13 protein-coding genes and 1 pseudogene are annotated in these 23,205 nt (G+C 44.9%); 9 read left to right on the forward strand and 5 right to left on the reverse strand.

Annotation, left to right across the window (positions count from 1 at the left end; all coding sequences use genetic code 11):
* Positions 1-906, forward strand: a pseudogene (locus QUA53_RS24670) (hypothetical protein); the annotation flags it as partial.
* Positions 907-1,137: 231 nt separating this feature from the next.
* Positions 1,138-1,656, forward strand: coding sequence for a hypothetical protein (locus QUA53_RS24675; protein ID WP_333094776.1), 519 nt, complete (start codon positions 1,138-1,140; stop codon positions 1,654-1,656).
* Between the two features lie 59 nt (positions 1,657-1,715).
* On the opposite strand, the gene QUA53_RS24680 is transcribed toward QUA53_RS24675, so the two are convergent.
* The 4 genes from QUA53_RS24680 to QUA53_RS24695 form a co-directional block, all read right to left on the reverse strand.
* Positions 1,716-5,192, reverse strand: coding sequence for a tetratricopeptide repeat protein (locus QUA53_RS24680; RefSeq protein ID WP_333094777.1), 3,477 nt, complete (start codon positions 5,190-5,192; stop codon positions 1,716-1,718).
* A 459-nt stretch (positions 5,193-5,651) separates the two neighbouring features.
* The gene (locus QUA53_RS24685; RefSeq protein WP_333094778.1) at positions 5,652-10,253 is read right to left on the reverse strand and encodes a tetratricopeptide repeat protein; all 4,602 of its coding nucleotides are present in this window, start codon (positions 10,251-10,253) and stop codon (positions 5,652-5,654) included.
* Positions 10,254-10,723: 470 nt separating this feature from the next.
* A complete protein-coding gene (locus tag QUA53_RS24690; protein ID WP_333094779.1) occupies positions 10,724-11,329 on the reverse strand; it encodes a 50S ribosomal protein L25/general stress protein Ctc in 606 nt (201 codons plus the stop codon).
* Positions 11,330-11,512: 183 nt separating this feature from the next.
* Positions 11,513-12,850, reverse strand: a complete 1,338-nt coding sequence (locus QUA53_RS24695) for an adenylosuccinate synthase (protein ID WP_333094780.1) — start codon at positions 12,848-12,850, stop codon at positions 11,513-11,515.
* A 388-nt stretch (positions 12,851-13,238) separates the two neighbouring features.
* On the opposite strand from QUA53_RS24695, the gene QUA53_RS24700 reads away from it, so the two are divergent.
* The 7 genes from QUA53_RS24700 to QUA53_RS24730 all read left to right on the forward strand — a co-directional run bounded on the left by QUA53_RS24700 (position 13,239) and on the right by QUA53_RS24730 (position 22,630).
* The gene (locus QUA53_RS24700) at positions 13,239-14,276 is read left to right on the forward strand and encodes an adenosine deaminase (RefSeq protein WP_333094782.1); all 1,038 of its coding nucleotides are present in this window, start codon (positions 13,239-13,241) and stop codon (positions 14,274-14,276) included.
* Positions 14,277-14,623: 347 nt separating this feature from the next.
* The gene (locus tag QUA53_RS24705; protein ID WP_333094783.1) at positions 14,624-15,928 is read left to right on the forward strand and encodes an aspartate aminotransferase family protein; all 1,305 of its coding nucleotides are present in this window, start codon (positions 14,624-14,626) and stop codon (positions 15,926-15,928) included.
* Positions 15,929-16,219: 291 nt separating this feature from the next.
* On the forward strand, positions 16,220-17,698 hold the full coding sequence (locus QUA53_RS24710) for a TldD/PmbA family protein (protein ID WP_333094784.1): 1,479 nt from the start codon (positions 16,220-16,222) through the stop codon (positions 17,696-17,698).
* A gap of 101 nt (positions 17,699-17,799) precedes the next feature.
* Positions 17,800-19,218, forward strand: coding sequence for a TldD/PmbA family protein (locus QUA53_RS24715; protein WP_333249140.1), 1,419 nt, complete (start codon positions 17,800-17,802; stop codon positions 19,216-19,218).
* Between the two features lie 218 nt (positions 19,219-19,436).
* On the forward strand, positions 19,437-20,561 hold the full coding sequence (locus tag QUA53_RS24720; protein ID WP_333094787.1) for a THUMP domain-containing protein: 1,125 nt from the start codon (positions 19,437-19,439) through the stop codon (positions 20,559-20,561).
* A 66-nt stretch (positions 20,562-20,627) separates the two neighbouring features.
* Entirely contained in the window at positions 20,628-21,479 is an 852-nt protein-coding gene (yhdJ, locus tag QUA53_RS24725; RefSeq protein WP_333094788.1) for an adenine-specific DNA-methyltransferase, read from the forward strand.
* 5 nt (positions 21,480-21,484) lie between these two features.
* A complete protein-coding gene (locus tag QUA53_RS24730) occupies positions 21,485-22,630 on the forward strand; it encodes a restriction endonuclease (RefSeq protein ID WP_333094789.1) in 1,146 nt (381 codons plus the stop codon).
* Between the two features lie 55 nt (positions 22,631-22,685).
* On the opposite strand, the gene hpxZ is transcribed toward QUA53_RS24730, so the two are convergent.
* Positions 22,686-23,072 (reverse strand): oxalurate catabolism protein HpxZ, encoded by a 387-nt coding sequence (hpxZ, locus tag QUA53_RS24735; protein ID WP_333094790.1) that lies wholly within the window; start codon positions 23,070-23,072, stop codon positions 22,686-22,688.
* Positions 23,073-23,205: the final 133 nt, after the last annotated feature.

Raw genomic sequence — 23,205 nt, forward strand, 5'->3', positions numbered from 1 at the left:
GAACAATCCCAAGCTCAATTGCATCAAACAGAGGGTTTATTAGAACAATCCCAAGCTCAATTGCATCAAACAGAGGGCGAACTGAAGAGATGGCAGTCTCAATTCCACCAAGTTCTGGGCGAATTGGAAGATTCCCAGAATCAACTGCATCAAACTCAGGCTCTAGTGGAACAGTTGCACTCTCAACTGCATCAAACTGAGATGGCGTTGGAGGATTCCCAGAATCAACTGCATCAAACTGAGATAACGTTGGAGGATTCCCAGAATCAACTGCATCAAACTGAGATGGCGTTGGAGGATTCCCAGAATCAACTGCATCAAACTGAGACGGCGTTGGAGGATTCCCAGAATCAACTGCATCAAACTGAGACGGCGTTGGAGGATTCCCAGAATCAACTGCATCAAACTCAGGCTCTAGTGGAACAGTTGCACTCTCAACGGCATCAAACTCAACAGGAATTGCAACAGTTCCAGTCGAGACTCCATAAGACAGAAACACAATTAGAAAGCAAGGAGTCTGAATTTTTAGAGACGCAGAGAGAACTTGAGCAGTCCCGCTCTCAACTTCACCAGGTGCAGGGAGAATTAGAAAGATTGCAGTTTCAGCAAGCTACAGCTAGAATTGCAGGAGAACAAAGCCAGACACATTACAGCCAGCTAGTCTGGGATGCTTGGTATGCTTACCGCCAAAATGATATGCTTGGGATGCGTGATGGCTTGCAGCAATCTTTAAAATCCACACCTTTTTCGCGCACAGAAACAGTAATAAACTGGCTAGAGAGTTTTAGCAAGTTCTCTTCAGAGAATGGTTGCCCACTTGATACTGACGCCCTAACTAACTCAGCAGAGTGGAACCAATTAATGCGTCGTTTAACCACAGTTAAAGCTCTCCTTTCCACTGATTAGAACATCAGTTAAGTATCACTTATTTGGAAGATTGGATTTTCAGTAGCATTGGGCTTAAGTTTTAGGTAAACTGAGATATTAATTCCTGGCGTTGCTTAATCACGGTATGAAAAAAAATCAGTTGAAAATCCAGAAGCTTTGTGAATAATGATTTGTATGATTTGCCTCTTTAGCCTTTCATACCGTAAATCAGCAACACCAATTCCTTGTTCAGCTAGAAACTTAAGACAAATGACTGAAGGCACATTAATTGAAATCCTAGAGGTTACCCAATCATCCGCCGAAAATTCCGAATTTTTGCGGGGGTGCAACATAGATATGCCTAACCAAGGTGATAAAATGGATAGCCAGAAAATTTTGTTTAAAGGTTGGGTATTGGGGAAAAAATATCGAGCGCTCGCAGTCGAATTAATCAGCAGCGGTGAAACAATCGAAAAAATTGCTGTAGATCAGTCACGCCCCGATGTATTTGAAGTTTCTCCCGATATATCCTACGCCAAAAACAGCGGTTTTTTAGTAGAAGTGGAAGTTAGCAAACTATTACAAGCAGGGGCATTAGTTCTCGAAGTTGTCTTCTCAGATGGAAGACGAGTACAGATAGGAGAAGTGCAATATCGGAAAAAGCTGCCGTTCCTACGGCAAGTTCAGGAAGACTTAGAGCGCTCAAAAGTTTGGCTACAAAATATTGAGGCAGAGTTAAGTAGTGCAGGGTCTTCAAAATCGGGGATAAAAAATACAGTTAATGAGTAAATTTTGATAGGTAAGCATTAGGTTGGGTCGCGTTCGTTGACTCAACCAACAGATTAAGGTTATATTCTAATGCTATAGTCAGCTTTGTCCCTAGTTAGATTAGGGCTGTAACAGGGATCGTTATTAATGAATTTTTGCCATCGACCTTTGATTACATTAGCTTCTCGGCGCAGCCGTTCCTGCTTTTCAGGTGTGTCTTCGTAACCCCTAGTTTTAGATTCGTGGTGGTAAAGAATCACATGAGGCAGGTAAACATTTCGATAGCCTTTGGCTACCATTTTCAAACATAGATCGACATCATTGTAAGCCACTACTAACTCTTCATCAAAACCCCCAATCGCCTCAAATACTTCCCGTCGGCACATCAAACACGCACCTGTCACCGCTGAAACATTACTCAGACATTGAACTTGACCGAAATATCCCGGTGTTGTAGCAGGAAAACCGTAATGGCTGTGAGCGGCAAGTCCCCCAAGTCCCATCACAATTCCTGCGTGTTGGATCGTATTATCTGGATACAACAAGAGAGAACCCACAGAGCCAATTGCAGGTTTTTGAGCTTGCTCCACCATACCGTCAATCCAATCGGGAGCAATTACCTCTGTATCATTATTCAAAAACAGTAAGTAATCTCCCTGCGCTTGCTTAACACCATAGTTGTTAATTCGGGAAAAATTGAAAGGAATGTCAAGCCGATAACATCTAAATCTATCTGCTTCTTTAGCTGTCCATTTAGCTATCACTTGAGCCGTCTTTTCTTCTGTGCTACCGTTATCGATAACAATGACTTCGTAATTGGGGTAGACACTTTTGGTAAAAATAGATTGTAGGCATTTGTCCAGTGTCTCACCTAACTCGCGTGTGGGAATAATGATACTGACTAGATTGTACTCACTAATTTTGTAGCGCACAATATAGTGTCCCCATAATCCAGGAACATCTATAACCTTTCCCTGCTCTCCTCTTCTGGAAATGGCTTCTACAATAGCTTTTTTCGCAGCTTCATAGGCATAAGGTTTTGCCTCCGCTCCGCCTGTAACTGAGTTAGAATGAATTCGCCAATGGTAGAGAATTTTGGGGATGTGAAAGATTTTATCAGTTTTTTCGGTTAGTCTTAACACTAAATCATAGTCCTGACTGCCTTCATATCCGGCCCTGAAGCCTCCGATTTCATCTACCAAAGCTCGCCTGTAAGTTCCCAAATGACAGGTGTACATCCGGGAGAGAAATGATTCAGGACACCATTCAGGCTTAAAGTATGGGTCTATCAGTTGATTAGAAGCATTTAGCTTATCTTCATCGGAATATATCATATCGGCATCACGGTGTCGGTTTAGCAGCTGTGCCACTTCATACAAAGCATCTGATGCCAGCACGTCGTCATGATCTAGAAGAGAGATAAATTCCCCTGTTGCCAAGTCCAACGCTGAGTTAGAACAGTGAGAAATGTGACCATTGTTAGTTCTAAAAACTACTTTTATCCGATTATCTTTAGCTGTATATTCTGACAATATGTGCTGAACATGAGGAGTTGTTGATGCGTCGTCAGCAATGCACAATTCCCAGTAAGGATATATCTGATTCAAAACTGACTCAATTGCTTCCCTTAGAAAGTTCCCTGGTGTGTTAAACACTGGCATGACAACACTAATCAGGGGCTTGTAGCTGAATATTTCTACGATTTCGGCCATCTTCCGCAAATCTGCTTCTCTTGGACAGTTCTTAGCTCGCCACCTGCTATACGTATCTTGATTGTCTGGAAGTATATCTCGCAAGCTTTGGTAATCTTGAAAAAACAATTTAGGTTCAAGTTCAATTGCCCTCTGGTAAGATTCAACTGATTCTGAAACTTTATTTTGTTTGGCTAAGGTTCTCCCTAAATTGTAGTGAGACCAGGCAAAATTTGGGTCAACTGCAATAGCTTGGCGATACCAAGCTGCTGCTTCATCAAGTTTGCCTTGTTTGTCAAACAGTTCGGCTAAGTTGTGGTAAGACCAAACAAAGTTGGGGTTGAGTTCTATTGACTTTTGGTACGATAAAACAGCTTCATCAAACTGACCTTGCGGTCTAAGGATATCTGCTAAATTATGATAAGTACCGAAGAAATTAGGGTTGAGTTTTATTGCTTTCATGTATGCTGCAACTGCCTCATCGAGTTGACCTTGTGTTTGAAGTGCCTCCCCTAATTTATGGCAAGCTTCAGCATTCTCTGGGTTAAGATTAACAGCGTGATTGTATGAAGCAATTGCTTCTTCCCAAGCCTTTTGTCTTGCAAAAGCATCGCCTAATGGCAAATACAGGTCTCGGTCATCTGGCTTAATTTCGAGCATTTTTTTGCAAAGCTCTAAATTGTTTGGATTGAATTCAATCGCTTTGCGGTAACAACTAACTGCTTCATCTAAATCTGATTTAGCTTCTTTTTGCAATAGTTGCACTCTAGAACGCCCTGCCAAAGCATCTGCTAAATGGTGATAAACTACTTCTGAGTTAGGAGCGATTTTAAGGGCTTTACGGTAAGCAGCGATCGCTTCATCCCACTGCTGAAGTTGAGCTAGAGCAAATCCTAAATGGTCTTGAGATTCAAGGGTGTTTGGTTCAATCTCGACAGCCTTGCGGTATTCAGCTACAGCTTCGTGCCACCTTTGTCTTGTAGCCAAAGCATCGCCTAAATGAAAGTAGACGGTAGCAACGTCGGGCTCTAGAGCGATCGTTTTCCGATAAGATACGATCGCCTCATCCCAGCGCTGCACGAGCGACAAAGTATGCCCCAAATAGTGGTGAACGATCGCCGAACCCGGTTCCAACTCAGCCGCTTTCGAGTAAGCCACGATCGCCTCTTCCCATTGACCCTGTGCCGATAAAGCCGTGCCCAATTTATAGTAAAGCCAATGAAAATCAGGTTTTAACTGAATCGCCTTTCGGTAATAACCCACCGCTTCTGCTAATTCATTCTTACCCTGCAAAGCCTCTGCCAACTTCAGGTACAAATCTCCCTCGGCCGGATTTAGCTCGATCGCCCTTCGCAAACAATCCATCCCTTCATCAATCCGTCCCAATCTTGCCAAAGCCTCCCACAAATTTTGGTAAGGCAAAGCCGATTCCGAGTCAAGCTCGATCGCTTTTCGCAAACAACTTACAGATTCATCCAGTTGACCTTGCAAACACAAACCCTTACCCAAACTGTTGTGAAACTCGTAGAAATCAGGATATATTTCCACAGCTTTGCGGTACGCAGCAACGGCTTCATCTAGATTGCCCTGCTGTTCCAAAATTTCTCCTAAATTGTGCCAAGACCAAGCCGAATTCGGGTTAAGTTCGCAGGCCCTGCGGTAACTTTTCTCCGCCCCATCCCGCTGCCCCAACTTCCCCAAAACTTCACCCAAATTATGGTGATACCAGGAAAAATCCGGGTTAAGTTCAGTACATCGCTGGTAGGCAGCCGCGGCTTCCTCTAATTTATCCGACTGTTTTAGGAGGTTGCCTCTATGAAAATAATTAGAAGCTGTCTCTTCATGCACTTGTAATGAGTTATTCATAGTTTTGTACCGTATATTTCCTTTTTTTAGCTTGGTTGAGAAAGGGTTTATAACTAGCTTGTATCTGAGAACTTGCACCCAAGTGAATCTTCAGGATTCTCGCGCGGGGTGGGGGCGGGTTTTTTAGTCTTTGGGTATTCCTTGAAGCTATCGGTGAACCCGCCCCTACAGGTTTTTGACATTGGTGCCGTCCGGTGAATTGTATCGGTTTTCTGTCTGAGTCACAATCCTCTCGATCCCCCCTAGCCCCCTTTAGCAAGGGGGAAGAGCGTTCAACGTCCCTCTTCTTGAGTCTGAGTCACAATCCTCTCGATTCCCCCTAGCGATTCTTAACAAGCGGAAAGAGCCTTCAAAGTCCCCCTTCTTAAGGGGGATTTAGGGGGATCGAGACTTGGGTACAAACCAGAAATACAGAAGGCTTTAGACTTAAGTGGACACCCTAAACTCATGGAGATGTTCTTAATTCGTCGGCCGCCAATTCTCGTCCTCCAATCTGATACCGCTGTCTTGACAAGCTCTGGTTAAATGAGGGCTGTAGTAAGGGTCATTGTCAATATATTTTTGCCACCGGCTTTCAATCAGCTTCGATTCCTTCCTCAGCCGCTCTTTCTTTTCAGGCGAGTCTTCGTAACCCCTGCTTTTAGATTCGTGGTGGTAGAGAACTACATGAGGCAGGTAAATATTGCGGTACCCTTTCTCTAGCATTTTCAAACACAAATCCACATCATTGTAAGCCACTGTTAGTTCTTCGTCAAACCCCCCTACACTTTCAAATACTTCGCGGCGACACATTAAACACGCAGCCGTTACCGCTGAAACATTGTTCATGCCTACCACATTCCCGAAATACCCTGGTATGGAGCGAGGCATATGGTAATAACTGTGACCGGCAACTCCGCCGCCGAGTCCCATCACCACTCCCGCGTGCTGGATTTTGTTATCTGAGTATATCAACAAATTGCCCACAGCCCCGATCGAACTTCTCTGAGCTTGTTCAACCATCCCGTCAATCCAATCGGGAGTAATTACCTCTGTATCGTTATTCAAGAACAGCAAGTAATCTCCCTCCGCTTTGCTAGCAGCGTAGTTGTTAATCTTCGAGAAATTGAAGGGAATGTCGAGTCGGTAACTTTTAAACCTCGCTGATTCCTTAGCCGTCCATTTAGCCAGAATTTCCGCCGTTTGTTTCTCTTGACTGCCGTTATCGAGCACGATAACTTCGTAGTTGGGGTACACGCTCTTAGTAAAGATAGACTCCAAGCAATTGTCCAACACATCGCCTAAATCCCGCGTCGGAATAATGATGCTGACCCGCTTGTAATCCGCTATTTTGTAGCGTGCAATAAAGTGTCCCAAAAAGTCGGGAACGCCTTCAATTTTACCGGGTTCGCCCCGGCGTTCGATCGCCTCTTGCAAAGCTTTTTGCCCTGCATCATAGGCATAGGGTTTAGCCTCTACACCGCCAGCCGCCGAACCTGCGTGCATTCTCCAGTGGTAAAGAATTTTAGGGATGTGAAAGATTTTGTCAGTTTTTTCTGTAAACCTCAAAACCATATCGTAATCTTGAGCTCCTTCAAAGCCCGGTCTAAAACCGCCGATTTCATTGATTAGCGATCGCCTGTAAGTTCCCAAATGGCAAGTGTACATCCGAGATAAAAATGAATCCGGACTCCATTCTGGCTTGAAGAAAGGATTTATCAGTTCCCGATCCTGATAAATCTTATCTTCATCTGAATAAATCATATCCGCTTCCGGGTGGCGGTTCAGCAACAGCACCACTTCATACAAAGCCTCTGGTGTCAGTGTATCGTCGTGGTCTAATAAAGATACAAATTCACCCGTCGCCAACTCCAAAGCAGAATTAGAACAGTGAGAAATGTGACCGTTTTTGGCTCTGTAAGCTACTTTGATCCGGCTATCTTTGGCTGCATATTCTTGCAAAATTTGCTTGACATGAGGCGCTGTTGATGCGTCATCCGCAATGCACAATTCCCAATAAGGATATATCTGATTTAGAACTGATTCTATTGCCTCCTGCAAATAATTTTCTGGCGTATTGTAAGCAGGCATGACAATACTAATCAGCGGCTTGTAGTTAAAGATTTCTAATGTTTCCGCCATCTTCCGCAAGTCAGCTTCTCTGGGGCTGTTCTTAGCGCGCCACTTCGTGTAAGCTGGGTCTTGACCGAGGAATAGCGAATCTCGCAAGTTTTGATAATCCAAACCAAAAAGTTTCGGATCGAGTTTGCTCGCGGTCTGATAAGCTTCCAGAGCTTCCGAAAGCTTGTCTTGTTTAGCTAAAGTTTTTGCTAAATTGTGGTACGACCAGCCAAAGTCAGGAGCCACCTCGATCGCTTTCCGATAAGCAGCAACAGCTTCATCAAGGCGACCTTCTTGTTGATATACATCCGCTAAGTTGTGGTGCGACCAAACAAAATTTGGATTCAGTTCTGCCGCTTTCTGATAGCTTTTAATAGACTCATCAACTTTACCGATCCATTTCAGGACATCGCCTAAATTGTGGTGAGTTCCAAAGTAATTGGGATTAATTGCAATAGCTTTGCGGTAGGCGGCCACAGCCTCGGCAAATTTACCTTCTTCTTGCAGAGACGCCCCTAATTCGTGGTACTCGGTAGCTACCCCAGGGGTGTGTTCGATCGCACTTCCAGAATGTCCGGGAACAGTGCGATCGCTCTTTTTCGCCCCCCTACTTACACCCTTTTTTTTTAACACCTCTTCTAACCGCTCAGAAATAGCCTTGTCATCAGGCCGAATCTGCAACGCCATCTGATAAAAGACGATCGCCCCATCCGGCCAACTGTGCCGCACCAAAGCATCCGCCAACTCAACATAAAGGTCAGCATCATTCGGCGCAATCTCCAGCGCCTTGTGATACAACTGCACGTCATCAGGATTCTCCTGAATCGCCCGCCGGTACAAACGCATCGCCTCTTTCAAATCCCACTGCGATCGCATCCTCAAAGCATCAGCCAACTTTTGCGAAAGCCACGGCAAATCCGCCTGAATTTCCGCAGCGCGGCGGTAAGCGGCGATCGACTCATCCCACTGTTCCAGCTTCTCAAAAGCCGTTGCCATGTTGTAATAAGTCCACGGAAAATCAGGATTTAACTCGGCCGCGCGTCGGTAAACATCGATCGCTTCCTCCCACCTTTCCATTTCTAGCAGCGCGTCGCCCAACTTACTCTGCGACCAGAAGAAATTCGGATTAACTTCGTTAGCACGCCGGTAGGCAACAACTGCCTCATCCCAACGTTCCAAATTCACTAGCGCTTCTGCTAAATTGTTGTGCGCCCAAAAATGATCGGGATTGAGTTCGATCGACCTTTGGTAAGCCGAAATTGCCTCATCCCACCTTCCCAGTTTAATCAGCGCGTCTGCTAAATAGTTGTGCGACCAACTGAAATCTGGATTTAATTCTGTTGCTTTCCGGTAAGACTCTACAGCTTCTTCCCACCGTTCCAGCTTCAGCAACACATCTGCTAAATTGTTGTGAGACCAGCTAAAATCAGGGTTTAATTCGATCGCCTTGCGGTAGGCATTTACAGCTTCCTCCCACCGTTCCAACTTAACCAGCGATTCAGCTAAATTGTTGTGCGACCAAGAAAGATTAGGATTGTTTCTAATGGCATTAGTGTAAGCTTCTACCGCCGCTTCCCACTGTTCTTGACCCTTAAGAATTTCCCCCAATTCGTGATAAGCTGCGCCAGCATTTGGGTTCAACTCAACCGCGCGCCGGTAACACTCAATTCCCTTATCTACCTTACCTTGATCGATCAAAGTTTTGGCTAAATTCTCGTGTTCCTCAGCGGTGCCCGACTTGGGGTCGATCGCAAATGCTCGATACCAAGCCTCAGCCGCCTCCTCCGACTTGCCTAACTGCGTCAACAGTTTGGCAAAATTGCGAAAAGCACCGGCAAAATCTGGTTTCAGGGCGATCGCCTTTTCGTAAGCCGAAACCGCTTGCTGCCACTGTTCCTGCTGCGCGCAAATGCTGCCGTAATTAGCGTAAGCTTCGGCAAAATTAGGGTTAATTTCTATTGCTTTGACATAGCAACTTTTAGCTTCATCAATTTTCCCGCCAGCTTGCAGGGCGTTGCCCAGCATTTTGTAAAGCGGCGCTTCCGGCTTAATTTGCAGTGCCTTCTTACAAGCTGCGATCGCCTGTTCCAATTTGCCCTGAGCAAAATAGCCTTCTGCCAGTATTTTGTATGCTTCTGGATCTTCTATATTAATTGTAGAATTAACTGCCTGCTGCACTGGCGACTTAACTGGCGGCTGCACTGGCGGCTTCACTGCCTGCTGCACTGGGGTTGCTGCGGGTTGCTGCTTAACTGCACCGTTTTTCGCAGTTGCACCCGCCAAAGTTTGCTGTCCCTCGCTGCCGTTTCTCGCATTAGCTGCGTTCAGTTCAATAGCTTTGCGATAATATGCTGTCGCTTCCTCTAACTTGCCTTGTTTTTTTAGCGCTTCGCCCAAATTTTGGTAAGCAGTCGCCACATTAGGATTTAATTTTATGGCGCGATCGTAACAAGCGATCGCTTCGGGGAATTTTTCCTGCCGAAAAAAAGCGTCGCCCATATTCAAATGTTCCCCAGGCGCTACTTTTTCCGGTTCCAAACTAAATGCTTGATACCAGCACTGCTGGGCTTCTTCCGGTCTGCTAATTTGTCCGAATACTTTTGCTAAATTCCGGTACACTCCCGCGAAATTCGGCTTAATCGCGATCGCCTTTTGATAAAATCCGATCGCCTCCTGCCATTTTTGCTGCTGCGCGCCAAGACTACCTAAATTCGCGTATACTTCCGCAAAATTCGGTTCTATTTCAATCGCTTTAGCGTACCAGTGTCGCGCCTCTTCCATCCTGCCTTGAGCTTGCAGCGCGTTGCCCAAAGTCTTGTAAGCTGGTGCAAAATTGGGGTGAATCTTCAAAGCTTGCTCGCAGGATGCGATCGCTTCTTCTATTTTTCCTTGGGATAAGTATGTTTCTCCCTGTTGGTTAAATTGAACCGCTGTTGATTCTGTATTCACTGTTGATGGCATATGGGCGGCGGCTCCAGAGGCAGGAATTAAATATGGTAGTCAAAACGTTTCACAATTATACTTGCGTTTGACATTAACAGTAGCGGGCTTGTTCCCCTAATTCTTAAGTTTTTTGATTCCCCGTGCTGGCGACCAACCGGGATTCTCGGCTATTTTTTTGATTTTACGGCTAAATATCTAAGAATCAGCACAGTTTCTGGCTGATTTGCGCGCCAGTTCCGACTCTTGTAGCTTCTGGTCGTCGATCGCCCCTTTTGTAAATAAAAGTAAACACGGCAGGTTCTTGCTTATGGGATGCTTTCTTGTGGGCTTGGCCAGGGAACCGCTCTAAAAAAATATTACAAGCGGCGCAAAATGTACGAGCAAACCCAAACGAGAATATCCTTTCTAGCAAAAAACGATCGCCCTTTTGGGAGAAAGCGATCGCCCTTTTTTTCAACCATTAGTTAACAACTATTAGCAATTACTAATTAAGCTGCTGCGGCTGCGTCTTCTTCTGCGTCTTCGGCTTCAGAACCTGCTTGAATTCCCAGCACGGTAACCACCACCTGATCGGGTTCGCCGAGAGCTACCACTCCCGCAGGCAAAACTAATTCGTGAATGTGCAGCGCATCCCCAACCTTTAAATTAGAAATATCTACTTCAATTGCTTCAGGAATGCTGTCAGGTTTGCACTTAACTGCCAGTTGCGTCAGCACGGTATCCAAGATGCCGCCTTCTAACTTGACGCCGACAGCTTCGCCGACAAAATTCAGCGAAACTTCAACTTCCAGACTGTCTTGAGTTGCCACGGAGAAAAAGCTCAGGTGGTAAGGATAGCCCTTCCAAGGATGAACTTGAACTTCACGCAGCAAGGTTTTTCCGCTCCAAGAGAGGTCGGGAATGCTGAGGTCAATTAGGGTATTGTTGACTGCGTGCTTTTTGAGCAGGTGTTCAACTGTTTTGGCTTTTATGGTAAGGGAAATGGATTCAGATCCTTTGTGCCCGTAGAGGACGGCGGGAATCAATCCAGAGCGGCGGAGGGCATTAGGTTTGGTGCCTTCTGCCCGCTTTTGACATTCTACTGCGAGTTCCATTTTATTACGTTCTGCTGATTGTTTTCACATTTTATCAAATTTATGCTACAGCGATCGAAGTTAATTAAATTCGCTGAATATTTGATAATAATTGGGAATTGGGAATTTGGCTATTCTCCGAATCTCTGCCTTTTCAACTCTCCCAATCTCCTCATCAATTTTTCCCAATCTAAAATCTCAAACCTAAAATGGTTTGGCGGGATGGCCGTCAGCAGAAAGCAAAGCGCGTTTCGGGCCGTGAATCGGGTCTTCTACAATAATAGTTTGGTCGCGGCTCGCGCCGAGAGAAACGATCGCGATCGGAACTTCCATCAAGTCTGCCAAAAACTTTAGATAATCCAATGCTTGCGGCGGTAAATCTTCCAAATTCCGGCACTCTTCCGTAGACTGTTTCCAACCGGGAAGGGTTTCGTAAATAGGTTTGCACCGAGCAAATATCCGGGAACTTTTCGGGAAATCAACACATTTTTCGCCGTCAATTTCGTAAGCAACGCAAACTTTTATTTCTTCTAATTCATCCAAAACATCGAGTTTGGTAATTGCCAGACAGTCAAGGCCGTTGATGCGGACTGCGTAGCGGCCGATTACTGCGTCGAACCAACCGCAGCGGCGTTTCCTGCCCGTTGTCGTGCCGAATTCTGCACCTCTCTCGCCCAAAACTGCTCCTATTCCATCTACCATTTCGGTAGGGAAGGGGCCTTCTCCGACGCGGGTTGTATAAGCTTTTGCTACGCCAATTACGCGATCGATCGCTGTTGGGCCGACTCCGGTTCCCACACAAGCCCCACCAGCGATGGGATTGCTCGAAGTAACGTAAGGATAAGTACCGTGATCTAAGTCTAATAAAGTGCCTTGAGCGCCTTCAAACAGAATATTTTTCCGCTTGTGAATTCCCTCATAAATCTTCAGGGAACTATCTACTACGTGCGGCCGCAAACGTTCGGCATAAACTCGATATTCATCAATTACGTCTTGCGGATTTAGAGGCGGCAAATTGTAGAGTTTTTCGAGAAGGACATTTTTACAATTAATCGTCCATTCCAATTGTTCTTGCAACCCTTCCAAGTCCATTAAATCTAGCATCCGAATGCCAGTGCGTTCCGACTTGTCGGCGTAAGTAGGGCCAATGCCGCGTCCCGTCGTCCCGATTTTATAATTTCCACGCTGCGTTTCCGATGCTACATCAATTAATCGATGATAGGGCATCGTTACGTGAGCCGTCTCCGAAATCATCAGGGAGGCCGTTGAAATATTCAGTGCCTCTAGCTGATCTAACTCTGCAATTAAAACTTTAGGGTCGATGACCGTACCGCAGCCGATGATACACTCTTTATCAGGGTAGAGAATCCCGGACGGAATTAAGTGCAGCTTGAAAGTCTGACCGTTTACTACCACGGTGTGACCGGCGTTGACGCCCCCTTGGTAGCGGACAACGATATCTGCGGATTTGCTGAGCAAATCGGTAATTTTGCCTTTTCCTTCATCGCCCCACTGGGCGCCGATCACAACTACGTTAGCCAAGGGTTTCTCGCGTTCAGTTCAGGTTGACACAAACTCTGATTATGTACTAACGTGTCCCGGATGTCAAATAAATTTTTGTTACAATTGAAAGACTTGAGGCTGTATTCCTCTCATCAGCCCACTTCCAGCACTATCAGGGGACTTGGGAAGGGAGAGCCAGGGGGAGAATGGGAGAGGGGAGAATGAGAGAGGATTTGATGAGTTTTTATGGAAATCCAATGTGCAGCTTAAATGTGGAACAGTTTACCTGCTGGAGGTTGTTGGCTGGTATGTGGGAAAACCCGGTTTCTGACCACTGATGCGTATAGGACTAAATTACAAATTCTTCAATCCTTCAATTCTTCAATCCTTCAATTCTTTCAATCTAAAATATAAAATCTAAAATCGCATGACTTTACACGCTGAGTTGCACCGCCATCTGGGTGGTTCTGTCGTTCCTAGGGTGCTGTGGCGGTATTTCGATCGCCACAATGCTGAGATGGTTAATCGATTTCCGAAATACTCGGAGTTTGAGGAGTTTTACACTCGTCCGCGCAATACTCTCAATGAGTATTTGGAACTGCACACGCTGGTAGAAAGCGTTCAAACTGTTGAGACTTTGCCTTATTTCATCTATCGGTTGATGCGGGGCGCTTACGTGTTTGAAAATCTGGCTTATTTGGAGTTGCGCTATACGCCTTATTTGCGGACTCCAGAACATTTGGAACAGTCAGAACGCATTGATTTGATGGCAGAAATTGTACAGGTTGTGGGCAAGGCAAGTCAAATTAGCGATTTTCCGATTGTTACTAGCCAAATTTTGTGTATGCACTCGCGTTTACCCTATGAGGTGAATCGGGCGATCGTAGATTTGGCGGCCGGGATGGGAGAATATGTTTGCGCGATCGATATAGCTGGCGGCGATGATTGTATTGGCGAGCGTTTGGAGGAGTTTGTCGGATTGTACCAGTACGCGAGGTCGATCGGCATCAAAACTACCGGCCACCTGTACGAAACTACCTCAGGCTGTTATCCCGAACTTCTGCCTTATCTGATGCGTATAGGTCACGGGATTCAAATTCCGTTAAAATATCCCGAATTGCTGCCAGAAGTCGCGCGCAGGGGTCAATGCTTGGAAGTTTGCCCGACTACCTATCTCAAAACGGGGACCTTGCAGGATATGCGCGATTTGAAGGTTGTGTTCGATCGATGTTTTGAAGCTGGTGTCGATATTGCCATTTGTACTGACAACGCGGGATTGCACAACGTGCGGCTGCCTTTTGAGTACGAGAATTTGTTAACTTTGGATATCATTGATTTTCGGCAGTTGCAAGCGTGTCAAGAGGCCGCTTTTCGCCATGCTTTCGCGTGGCCCTACGACGAGAGGCCTGTGAAAATGCTGACCGGTTTGTTGCAGCATGAGTCTGTGGAGGCGATCGTTAATTAAAGAATATCTATTTAATGAACCGCGAAGGAGCAAAGGAAGAGAAAGAAGAAGATATAGCAATTTTAAATGAGTCGTAAATTTTTACCCCACCCCAACCCTCCCCTTACTAAGGGGAGGGAGTAAGAAATTTACAAATGATTTAGGATTGCTATAGGTAGATGTCTTCAGGCAAAGACTCTACTTGCAAATAAGAAAAAGCTCTTTCTTCTCTTTCTTCGCGCTCTTTGCGTCTTCGCGGTTCGTTTAAAAGAGATCTTTGTAAAATTATAATAAGTTTCTGGCGCTATCCAATCGGTAGCAAGTTATAGTTTGAAGGCAGAATCATCAATATAAAAATATAAAAAAATATGACAAATATGGACGCTTACTGGATGCCCTTCACTGCCAACCGACAGTTTAAAGCGAATCCGCGAATATTGGTTTCGGCCAAAGATATGCACTTTACAACTGATGATAACCGCTCAATTTTAGATGGTACTGCGGGGCTGTGGTGCGTGAATGCCGGACACGCCCGCGAGACAATTGCCGAAGCAGTTAAACAGCAGGTTTTGCGTTTGGATTACTCTCCGGCTTTTCAGATGGGACATCCGGGGGCTTTTGAATTGGCGGAACGTTTGGTAAAGATGATTCCGGGCAATTTCGATCGCGTTTTCTTTACTAATTCGGGTTCGGAATCTGTAGAAACTGCTTTAAAAATTGCGATCGCCTATCACCGGGTGAAAGGTGAAGGAACTCGCCAAAGATTGATCGGGAGGGAACGCGGCTATCACGGCGTTGGTTTTGGGGGAATTTCTGTCGGGGGTATCGGTACAAACCGCAAGTTTTTTGGCAGTTTGCTCACGGGAGTCGATCATTTGCCTCACACTCACAATCTCGAACACAATGCTTTCAGCCGCAAACAACCGGAATGGGGAGCGCATTTGGCGGATGAATTGGAGCGGATTGTCGCTTTGCACGATGCGTCGAATATTGCAGCAGTAATTGTGGAACCAGTGGCTGGTTCTACAGGGGTTTTGATTCCGCCGAAAGGTTATTTGGAGCGACTGCGGGCGATTTGCGACAAATACGGAATTCTGCTGATTTTTGATGAGGTAATTACCGGATTCGGACGACTCGGTTCTAGTTTTGCAACGGAATATTTTGGGGTAGTTCCCGATATTGTGACGGCGGCGAAAGGGATAACTAACGGTACGGTGCCGATGGGGGCGGTGTTTGTGAAAGAAGGCATTTATGATGCTTTTATGAATGCTCCTGAAAATGCGATCGAGCTTTTTCACGGTTATACTTATTCGGGTCATCCTCTGGCTTGTGCGGCTGCTTTGGCGACGCTGGATATTTATGAGGAAGAAAGGTTATTTGAACGAGCCGATAAGATGGCTGGTTACTGGGAAGATGCGGTGCATTCTTTGAAGGGAGTGCGGCACGTAATTGATGTTCGGAATCTGGGACTGGTGGCAGGTATTGAGTTGGAATCTATTGCTGGGAAGCCGGGAAAACGGGCGTTTGATTGTTTCTTGCAGTGCTATGAAAAAGGGTTGCTGATTCGGACTACGGGTGATATTATTGCTTTGTCGCCACCGCTGATTATTGAGAAGGAAGATATCGATCGCCTTGTGGAAATTTTGACAGGGGTTTTGCAGGAGATGGAGTAGGATTTAACGAACCGCGAAGACGCGAAGGACGCGAAAGAAGAGAAAAAAGAAGATATTTTCAGGTAAAGAATCTACTTAGAAATGACATCAAATTCGTTGGCATCGGAATTATTAATCTCTCTCTTTTCTTCCTCTGCGCCCTCTGCGCCCTCTGCGGTTTAATCATTCCGAAACAACCGTAAACGATATGAGAAAGACCTCTCTCTTTCCTTCCTTAGCGTCCTTCGCGTCTTCGCGGTTTATTCAAATATGTTATAATAATTAACAACTAACGACGAATGACGAATAACTATGGTGCAATTAACTGCAAAAATCTCTGCTAACGAGTTAGCAAATTTGGCTGTAGATTTGATTCGGAAAACAGGTTGCGAGTACGGTGATGTACGTTTTTGCAGTTACCGAAGGCAGAATCTTTACGCGCGCGATCGATCTTTAAGTCAACTGTCAGATAATGTAAGTTCCGGTTTTGGCGTGCGAGTGCTTTTAGACGGCGCTTGGGGGTTTGCCGCCAGTCACAGCAAAACACCCGCAGAGGTTGCAAGAATAGTCGCTTTGGCTGTAGAAATCGCTAAAGGCAGCCGCTTGACTCAAAAGGAACCGGTGTGGTTAGTGCCTGTCGAAAAATATGTCGATACCTACATTACTCCGATCGCCATTGACCCTTTTTCTGTACCCGTTGCTGACAAAGCTGAACTACTGCTAACTATTAACGAGAAGCTGCTAGCACACGGCGCACAAGGCATCAAAAAAGCTTCTTCTTTTTTGCAGTCCAGCCGCGAAGACAAGGTTTTTGCTTCCACAGAAGGCTCGCTAATCGAACAAACAATCTACCGCAGCTATCCGGGTTTTGACTGTACGGCAATTGCGGGCGGCGATGCCCAAAGTCGCAGTTACGAACGCCCTCCACTTAATATCGGTTACGAACATATTAATCCCGATGATTTGTTGAGTCAAGTCGAAAGAGTTGCCGCCGAAGCTATTGAGAAAGTTCGCGCTCCCAAAATCCCTGCTGGTATTTGCAAATCCCTGATTCTTATGCCAACAAATTTGTATTTGACAATCCACGAATCTGTAGGGCATCCAACAGAATTAGACCGGGTTTACGGCTACGAATCTAATTTTGCTGGCACGAGCTTTGCTACTACTGATAATTTAAATAAACTGCAATACGCTGCACCTTGGGTGAATTTTAAGTGCGATCGCACTCAACCAGGTGGTCGCGGTACAATGGGTTACGATGATGAGGGCGTAAAATCACAAGAGTGGTACGTTGTCAAGGATGGAATTTTAGTTGATTATCTCACTGACAGAGAGACGGCTTATCGCCTCGGACGCGGTAGCAGCAACGGTTCTGCTTACGCTGACAGTTGGTCGAGCGTGCCGATGGTGAGAATTCCCAATTTGGGATTGGAGCCGGGCCCGGATGGCGGCAGCCATACTGCTACTTTGGCCGAGATGATTGCGGATACGGAAGACGGGATTTTAATCGACGGTATGGGTAGTTATTCCATCGACCAGCAGCGGCGCAATTTTCAATTCGGCGGCGATGCTTTTTGGAAGGTGGAAAAAGGTAAAGTTGTCGGTATGTTGAAGGATGTAACTTATCAGGCGATGACTACTGATTTCTGGAATCAAATAGATGCGATCGGGCCGGCTTCGGAGCTGGTTCAGTGCGGTACTAATATATGCGGAAAGGGCGAGCCGATGCAGGTTGCTCAAATGACTCACGCTTGTGTGCCGGTGCGAGTGAGGGATATTCAAATTGGGTAATAGGGCATGGGGCATGGGGCATCGGTTATTCGTTATTAGTTAGTGGTTATTGGTTAGTGGTTAGTGGTTATTAGTTAATTGCTAACAATTGCCAAGTCTCAATGTCCAATTCGCAATTCTCAATGCCAAATGCCAAATTAGCAATTAGCAATTACCAATTACCAATTACCCTCATGATTGTAACAACATCGCCCACAAGTTTAAGTGAAGACCAAGCCTTATCTGTAGTAGAAAAAGCAGTCAAACTATCCAAAGCAGAGGAAGTATTTGTCAGTGTCTCTACTGGCGAAGAATCTCTTTCGAGATTCTCGGAAAATCAAATCAGCCAAAATATCAGCAAAACTGTATTTAGCCTGAGCATTACTAGCTATTTTGGTAACAAAAGCGCCTCTGCTGCTGTTACAGAATTTGATGAAGATGCGATCGCCTCCGCAGTCAAGCGATCGGAAGAATTGGCCCGAATTGCGCCGGCAGACCCCGAATGGATGCCCCTGCTGCCGCCTCAAACCTACGATTTGCGATCGCCCGCCTTTGACACAGCAACGGCAACTGTATCGCCTCTAGCGCGGGCCAAAATGGTGCAGCAAGCTTGCGCCATTGCCGCACAGGGGGGGGCTCACGGTTCGGGTACTTTGAGCGCTGAGGCGTCGCTGTACGCGATCGCCTCGTCAACCGGACTCCACGCCTGCAACCAGTCTACAGATGCGGATTTCAGCTTTACTGCTCGCGTTGAAGACGGTTCTAGTTGGGCGAGGAGCACTGCTTGGAGTATCAACGAATTGCCCATCGCCCAATTAGCAGAACAAGTGCTCGATCGGGCGATCGCATCCCGCAACCCCCGCGAAGTCACTCCCGGCGTTTATCCGGTAATCCTTGACGGCGCTGCTTTTGCGGGCTTGCTACCGTGGGTGATTTGGGGGCTGGATGCGAGAGCGGCGGATGAGGGGCGATCGTTTATGTCGATCGCGGATGCAGAGGGAAAACCAGCGGGAAACCGCGCGGGGGAACAACTTTTTAGCCCGTTAGTGCAAGTGCAGCGCGATCCGGCTCATCCTTTGTTGCGATCGAATACTTTTTTCGGCGACGGATTGAGCAATAACTATTTGGAAATCATCAAAGATGGCGTCCCTCAAAGTTTGTCTTATTCCCGCTACTGGGCCGCACAAAAAGGCAAAGAGGCAAAAGGTGCTTATTACCCGATGGTAATGACAGGTTCCGACCAAAGTTTAGCAGATTTAATTGCTCAAACCGAGCGAGGAATTTTCGTCAGTCGAGCTTGGTACGTGCGCTACGTTAATCCGAAAACCTTGGAAGTAACGGGAATGACTCGCGACGGTACTTTTTGGATTGAGGATGGCAAGATTGCTTACCCGATTAAAAACCTGCGTTTCAATCAAGTTTTACCTGATATGTTGCGCGATGTGGATGCAGTTAGTGCGGTGAAGCGTTACGGCGGTAGTGTCGTGCCCGGAGTGCGCGTGAAAGCTTTTAATTTCACCAGTATTACTGACAGTTTGTAACTCACACATTTCTAACAATCTGTAGGGGCGGGTTTCACAAACAATCACAGCCAACAAAGAACAATCTCTCAAACCCGCCCACACCCAGATTAATGCGAGTGATTTATCGTGAAGGTAGAGTATTTATTTTGATAGTTAGGATTAAAACCAGCTATTATAGTCATCAGTCTGGTGTCTGTTGTTAGTAACAATTCCCAATTCCCAATTACCAATTCTCAATGAATCAATATTTTGCTACAGTTGCGCGCGGTTTAGAAACAATTGCCGCCCAAGAATTAGAACGTTTAGGGGCGCAGGATGTCAAGCCAGATTTTACAGGGGTTTACTTTGCGGGCGATCGCGCTTTATTGTACCGCGTCAATCTGTGGTCGAGAACTATTTTTCGAGTGCTAATGCCGATCGCCGAATTCCGGTGTTACAACTCGGATATGCTTTACCGCGAAGTCCAGAAAATCCCTTGGGACGAATACTTATATCCCGAAAATACTTTAGCAGTAAACTGCACCGGCGGCAACGAAAAGTTGAACCACACTCACTTTACAGCTTTGCAGGTCAAAAATGCGATCGCCGATCAACAGCGCCTTCAATTTAACAAGCGTTCTAATGTGGATGTAGAGCATCCGGATTTGCTAATTAACATTCACATCCATCAAGATAGAGCTATTTTAAGTTTAGACAGTTCGGGCGGCAGTTTGCACCGCCGGGGATATCGACCGGCGATGGGGCTTGCTCCTCTCAAAGAAACCCTAGCTGCGGCTTTGTTGGAGATGGCAGAATGGACGCCTGATTTGCCGTTTTTAGACCCGATGTGCGGTTCTGGAACTTTGCCTTTGGAAGCGACGTTAAAGGGCTTAAATATTGCACCGGGATTGTTTCGAGAAAAGTTTGGATTTATGAGTTGGCGGGATTTTGACGAACCTTTGTGGGATAAATTGTGGGCCGAAGCTGAAAATAGTGAGTTACCGGAACTTAAGCAAGTGGTTGCTGGGTGCGATCGCGATTCCGATATGTTAACTCAAGCTCGCACGAACGCGCAGCAAGCTGGTATTTCCGGTAAGATTCAGTTTGCTCAAACCGAGTTATCTCAGTTGGAAGCCCCCGCAGACAGAGGCGTTCTGATTTGCAATCCTCCCTACGGAGAAAGGCTGGGAGATGCTAGCGAATTGGGAGATTTGTACAAGATGTTGGGGGATATTTTCAAGCATCGTTTTAAAGGTTGGAATGCGTTTATTTTGACGGGAAATAAGGAGTTGGGTAAAAAGGTGGGACTCAGGACATCGCGGCGAATTCCTGTTTATAATGGCTCGATTCCGTGTACTTTGCTCAAGTATGAACTGTATTAAATATTTATAGAACATATCTCACTCAACTTGGCAATAGCCAATATTAATTGGAAGAGGTTAGGCTGAATGAAAATCTTTGAAATTGACAATCACAAACTCATCTTAGGAGATGTGTTAGAAGTGCTTGGCAGTGAAATACCAGACAACTCAATAGATTTAATTTTTGCCGATCCTCCCTATAATATTGGCAAAGATTTCAATGGTTTTAAAGACAAGTGGGAATTTGAAAAAGATTATTTAGAATGGAGTTATAGTTGGTTAAACTTATGTGTTAAGAAGCTCAAGCATAACGGCAGTTTGTATCTGATGGCGTCAACTCAAAGTATGCCCTACTTTGATTTATATTTGCGCGATCGTTTAACAATCCTTTCTCGAATAGTGTGGTATTATGACAGTTCGGGCGTACAAGCAAAAAAATATTACGGTTCTCTTTACGAACCAATTTTATATTGCGTCAAGGACAAACGAAATTATACATTTAATTCCTCAGATATTCTGGTAGAGGCGAAAACCGGAGCTGTTAGAAAACTAATTGACTACCGCAAGGCTACACCATCAGTATATAATTCTAAAAAAGTTCCAGGTAATGTGTGGGAGTTTCCGAGAGTGAGATATCGTATGCCTGAGTATGAGGAACATCCTACCCAGAAACCAACATCGTTGTTAGAAAGAATTATCAAAGCCAGTAGTAATGAGGGCGACGTTGTACTAGATATATTTTCGGGAACTTTTACAACATCATTTGTTGCCAAGCAGCTTAACAGAAAATCAATCGGCATAGAATTACAAGAAAAGTATCTACAAATAGGATTGCGGAGGTTGCAAATTACCCCGGATGAGAGTGAAGAGGCTCTCATGTCTGAAGTCAACTCCGGTGAACTTTCGCCACAGCAGCTAACACTAAACTTACAGCTATAATAAAAATGGAACATGAATTCACAAAAATAATTAAGACAATTTTAGAGGATAAGTTTGGCGAGGTGGGGTATCAAATTTTGCGTGAAAGCCAGCTAATTTTATATTTGAATATCAAGACTAAATCTTCAAATAAAGGCTCAAAATCAAGAGGAAGTTTTGCCAACTTATACGCAATATATGTTTTAGTTGAAGATTATTTTGTGAAAAATTTTCATCAGACAGGAATGTATTCAGGTTATGAAGGTGCAGTTTATACGAATCTTTTTAAGAGACAGCGTGAATTACCATTCGGGCAAAAGCTTCAAAATCATGGCTTGAACCATAGGATGAATGAAGAATTTAAAAAATATTTTCCCACTTGTGAGTTCATCCCAATTTTGAGAAATCAGAAAAATAACAGGTATTGGTTTAACGAAAACTTATTAAAAGTCAAAATCAATGGGAATGAACACAATATAGCAGAAACAGTAATTCACATAATTGATGCTTACGTTGAAGCTAAAAGAGATAGCTTTGAAAAGTTTATTCAAATTTGTAAAGATGCTCAAAGATTGACAGAGGTTCAAGTCAGAGAATTTATAAAACAAATGGTAGCGCAAAATGTAGATGCTCGCATTTTCGAGATAGTCAGCTACAGTATATTAAAATACTACTACAATGACCGAGTTATTTATTGGGGTTATGCACTAGACAGACTCCAGCAAGAAAATTTAAAGCTGTTTAAAACAGGTAGGACAAATGCTAATGATGGGGGAATTGACTTTGTAATGAAACCCCTAGGACGTTTTTTTCAGGTGACTGAAACTGTAGATGTAAATAAATATTTCTTAGACATTGATAAAATTGAAAGGTATCCGATAACATTTGTAGTTAAATCTTTAGATTCAGATAGTGAAATTAAATCAAAGATTGAAGCGCAAGCTCGAAAGGTGTATTCAATAAATGCTATAGTATCTCAGTATATGCAATGTATAGAAGAAATAATCAATGTTCCTATTCTGATAGAAAGATTTGAACAAGCTGTTGCCAAAGGGTACTTAAGCAATGTATTGAGCGAGATTATTAAGCAGAGCAGATTAGAATTTAATTATGAAGATGAGGAAGAAAGTCTGGAAATTGAATTATTAGACGTTGCTCTAGAGGATGAATGATTCAGTCATAAAGTCCGCCTGATTTAGACAATTATTGTTTCCTTACCTTTAACATCTACACCGGCAACAAAGAAACGTGAGCGGAAACAATCTTCCACCCTTCAGGAAACTTGCGCCACATCTGACTCTGCCGCCCCAGCCGCACCACTCCATCCATTACACGGCGAAATTCCAGCGTCACAGCCGCCGTGTCTGCATCGAAAGTCACGACTTTGAGGTTGAACATTTCTCGATCGACATTTACAGGCGATCGTCCTTTGCGAAAAGCCCTCACCTCATCACTCCCGTACAGGTTCTCCGTCACCCCAAACCGCACGACTTCCGGCGCCTCCCAGAACAAATTATCGAGAGTTTCAATATCATTCGTACAAAGAGCTTTTTCGTATTTTAAATATAGTTCAGTTAACTCAGCCACCACAGGAGAATCATTGATAACAGTCATTCGATTTTAGATTTTAGATTTTAGATTTTAGATTGACACCACGGATAAATCCGGGGGCTTGAGGATGCAAGGATTTTGGATTTGGGATTGATTCCACGCATAAATCCGGGGGCTTGTACCATCAAGAAATTAT

Origin of the sequence: Microcoleus sp. Pol12B3 (assembly GCF_036701355.1) — a bacterium.
Lineage (GTDB): Bacteria > Cyanobacteriota > Cyanobacteriia > Cyanobacteriales > Microcoleaceae > Microcoleus.

What these genes read in the sequence shown, in the direction of transcription:
- QUA53_RS24720 (WP_333094787.1), top strand. Translation starts at nt 19,437, where the DNA reads ATGAATCAATATTTTGCTACAGTTGCGCGCGGTTTAGAAACAATTGCC.
- QUA53_RS24705 (WP_333094783.1), top strand. Translation starts at nt 14,624, where the DNA reads ATGACAAATATGGACGCTTACTGGATGCCCTTCACTGCCAACCGACAG.
- QUA53_RS24730 (WP_333094789.1), top strand. Translation starts at nt 21,485, where the DNA reads ATGGAACATGAATTCACAAAAATAATTAAGACAATTTTAGAGGATAAG.
- QUA53_RS24700 (WP_333094782.1), top strand. Translation starts at nt 13,239, where the DNA reads ATGACTTTACACGCTGAGTTGCACCGCCATCTGGGTGGTTCTGTCGTT.
- QUA53_RS24710 (WP_333094784.1), top strand. Translation starts at nt 16,220, where the DNA reads ATGGTGCAATTAACTGCAAAAATCTCTGCTAACGAGTTAGCAAATTTG.
- yhdJ (WP_333094788.1), top strand. Translation starts at nt 20,628, where the DNA reads ATGAAAATCTTTGAAATTGACAATCACAAACTCATCTTAGGAGATGTG.
- QUA53_RS24680 (WP_333094777.1), bottom strand. Translation starts at nt 5,192, where the DNA reads ATGAATAACTCATTACAAGTGCATGAAGAGACAGCTTCTAATTATTTT.
- QUA53_RS24685 (WP_333094778.1), bottom strand. Translation starts at nt 10,253, where the DNA reads ATGCCATCAACAGTGAATACAGAATCAACAGCGGTTCAATTTAACCAA.
- QUA53_RS24690 (WP_333094779.1), bottom strand. Translation starts at nt 11,329, where the DNA reads ATGGAACTCGCAGTAGAATGTCAAAAGCGGGCAGAAGGCACCAAACCT.
- QUA53_RS24675 (WP_333094776.1), top strand. Translation starts at nt 1,138, where the DNA reads ATGACTGAAGGCACATTAATTGAAATCCTAGAGGTTACCCAATCATCC.
- QUA53_RS24715 (WP_333249140.1), top strand. Translation starts at nt 17,800, where the DNA reads ATGTCCAATTCGCAATTCTCAATGCCAAATGCCAAATTAGCAATTAGC.
- hpxZ (WP_333094790.1), bottom strand. Translation starts at nt 23,072, where the DNA reads ATGACTGTTATCAATGATTCTCCTGTGGTGGCTGAGTTAACTGAACTA.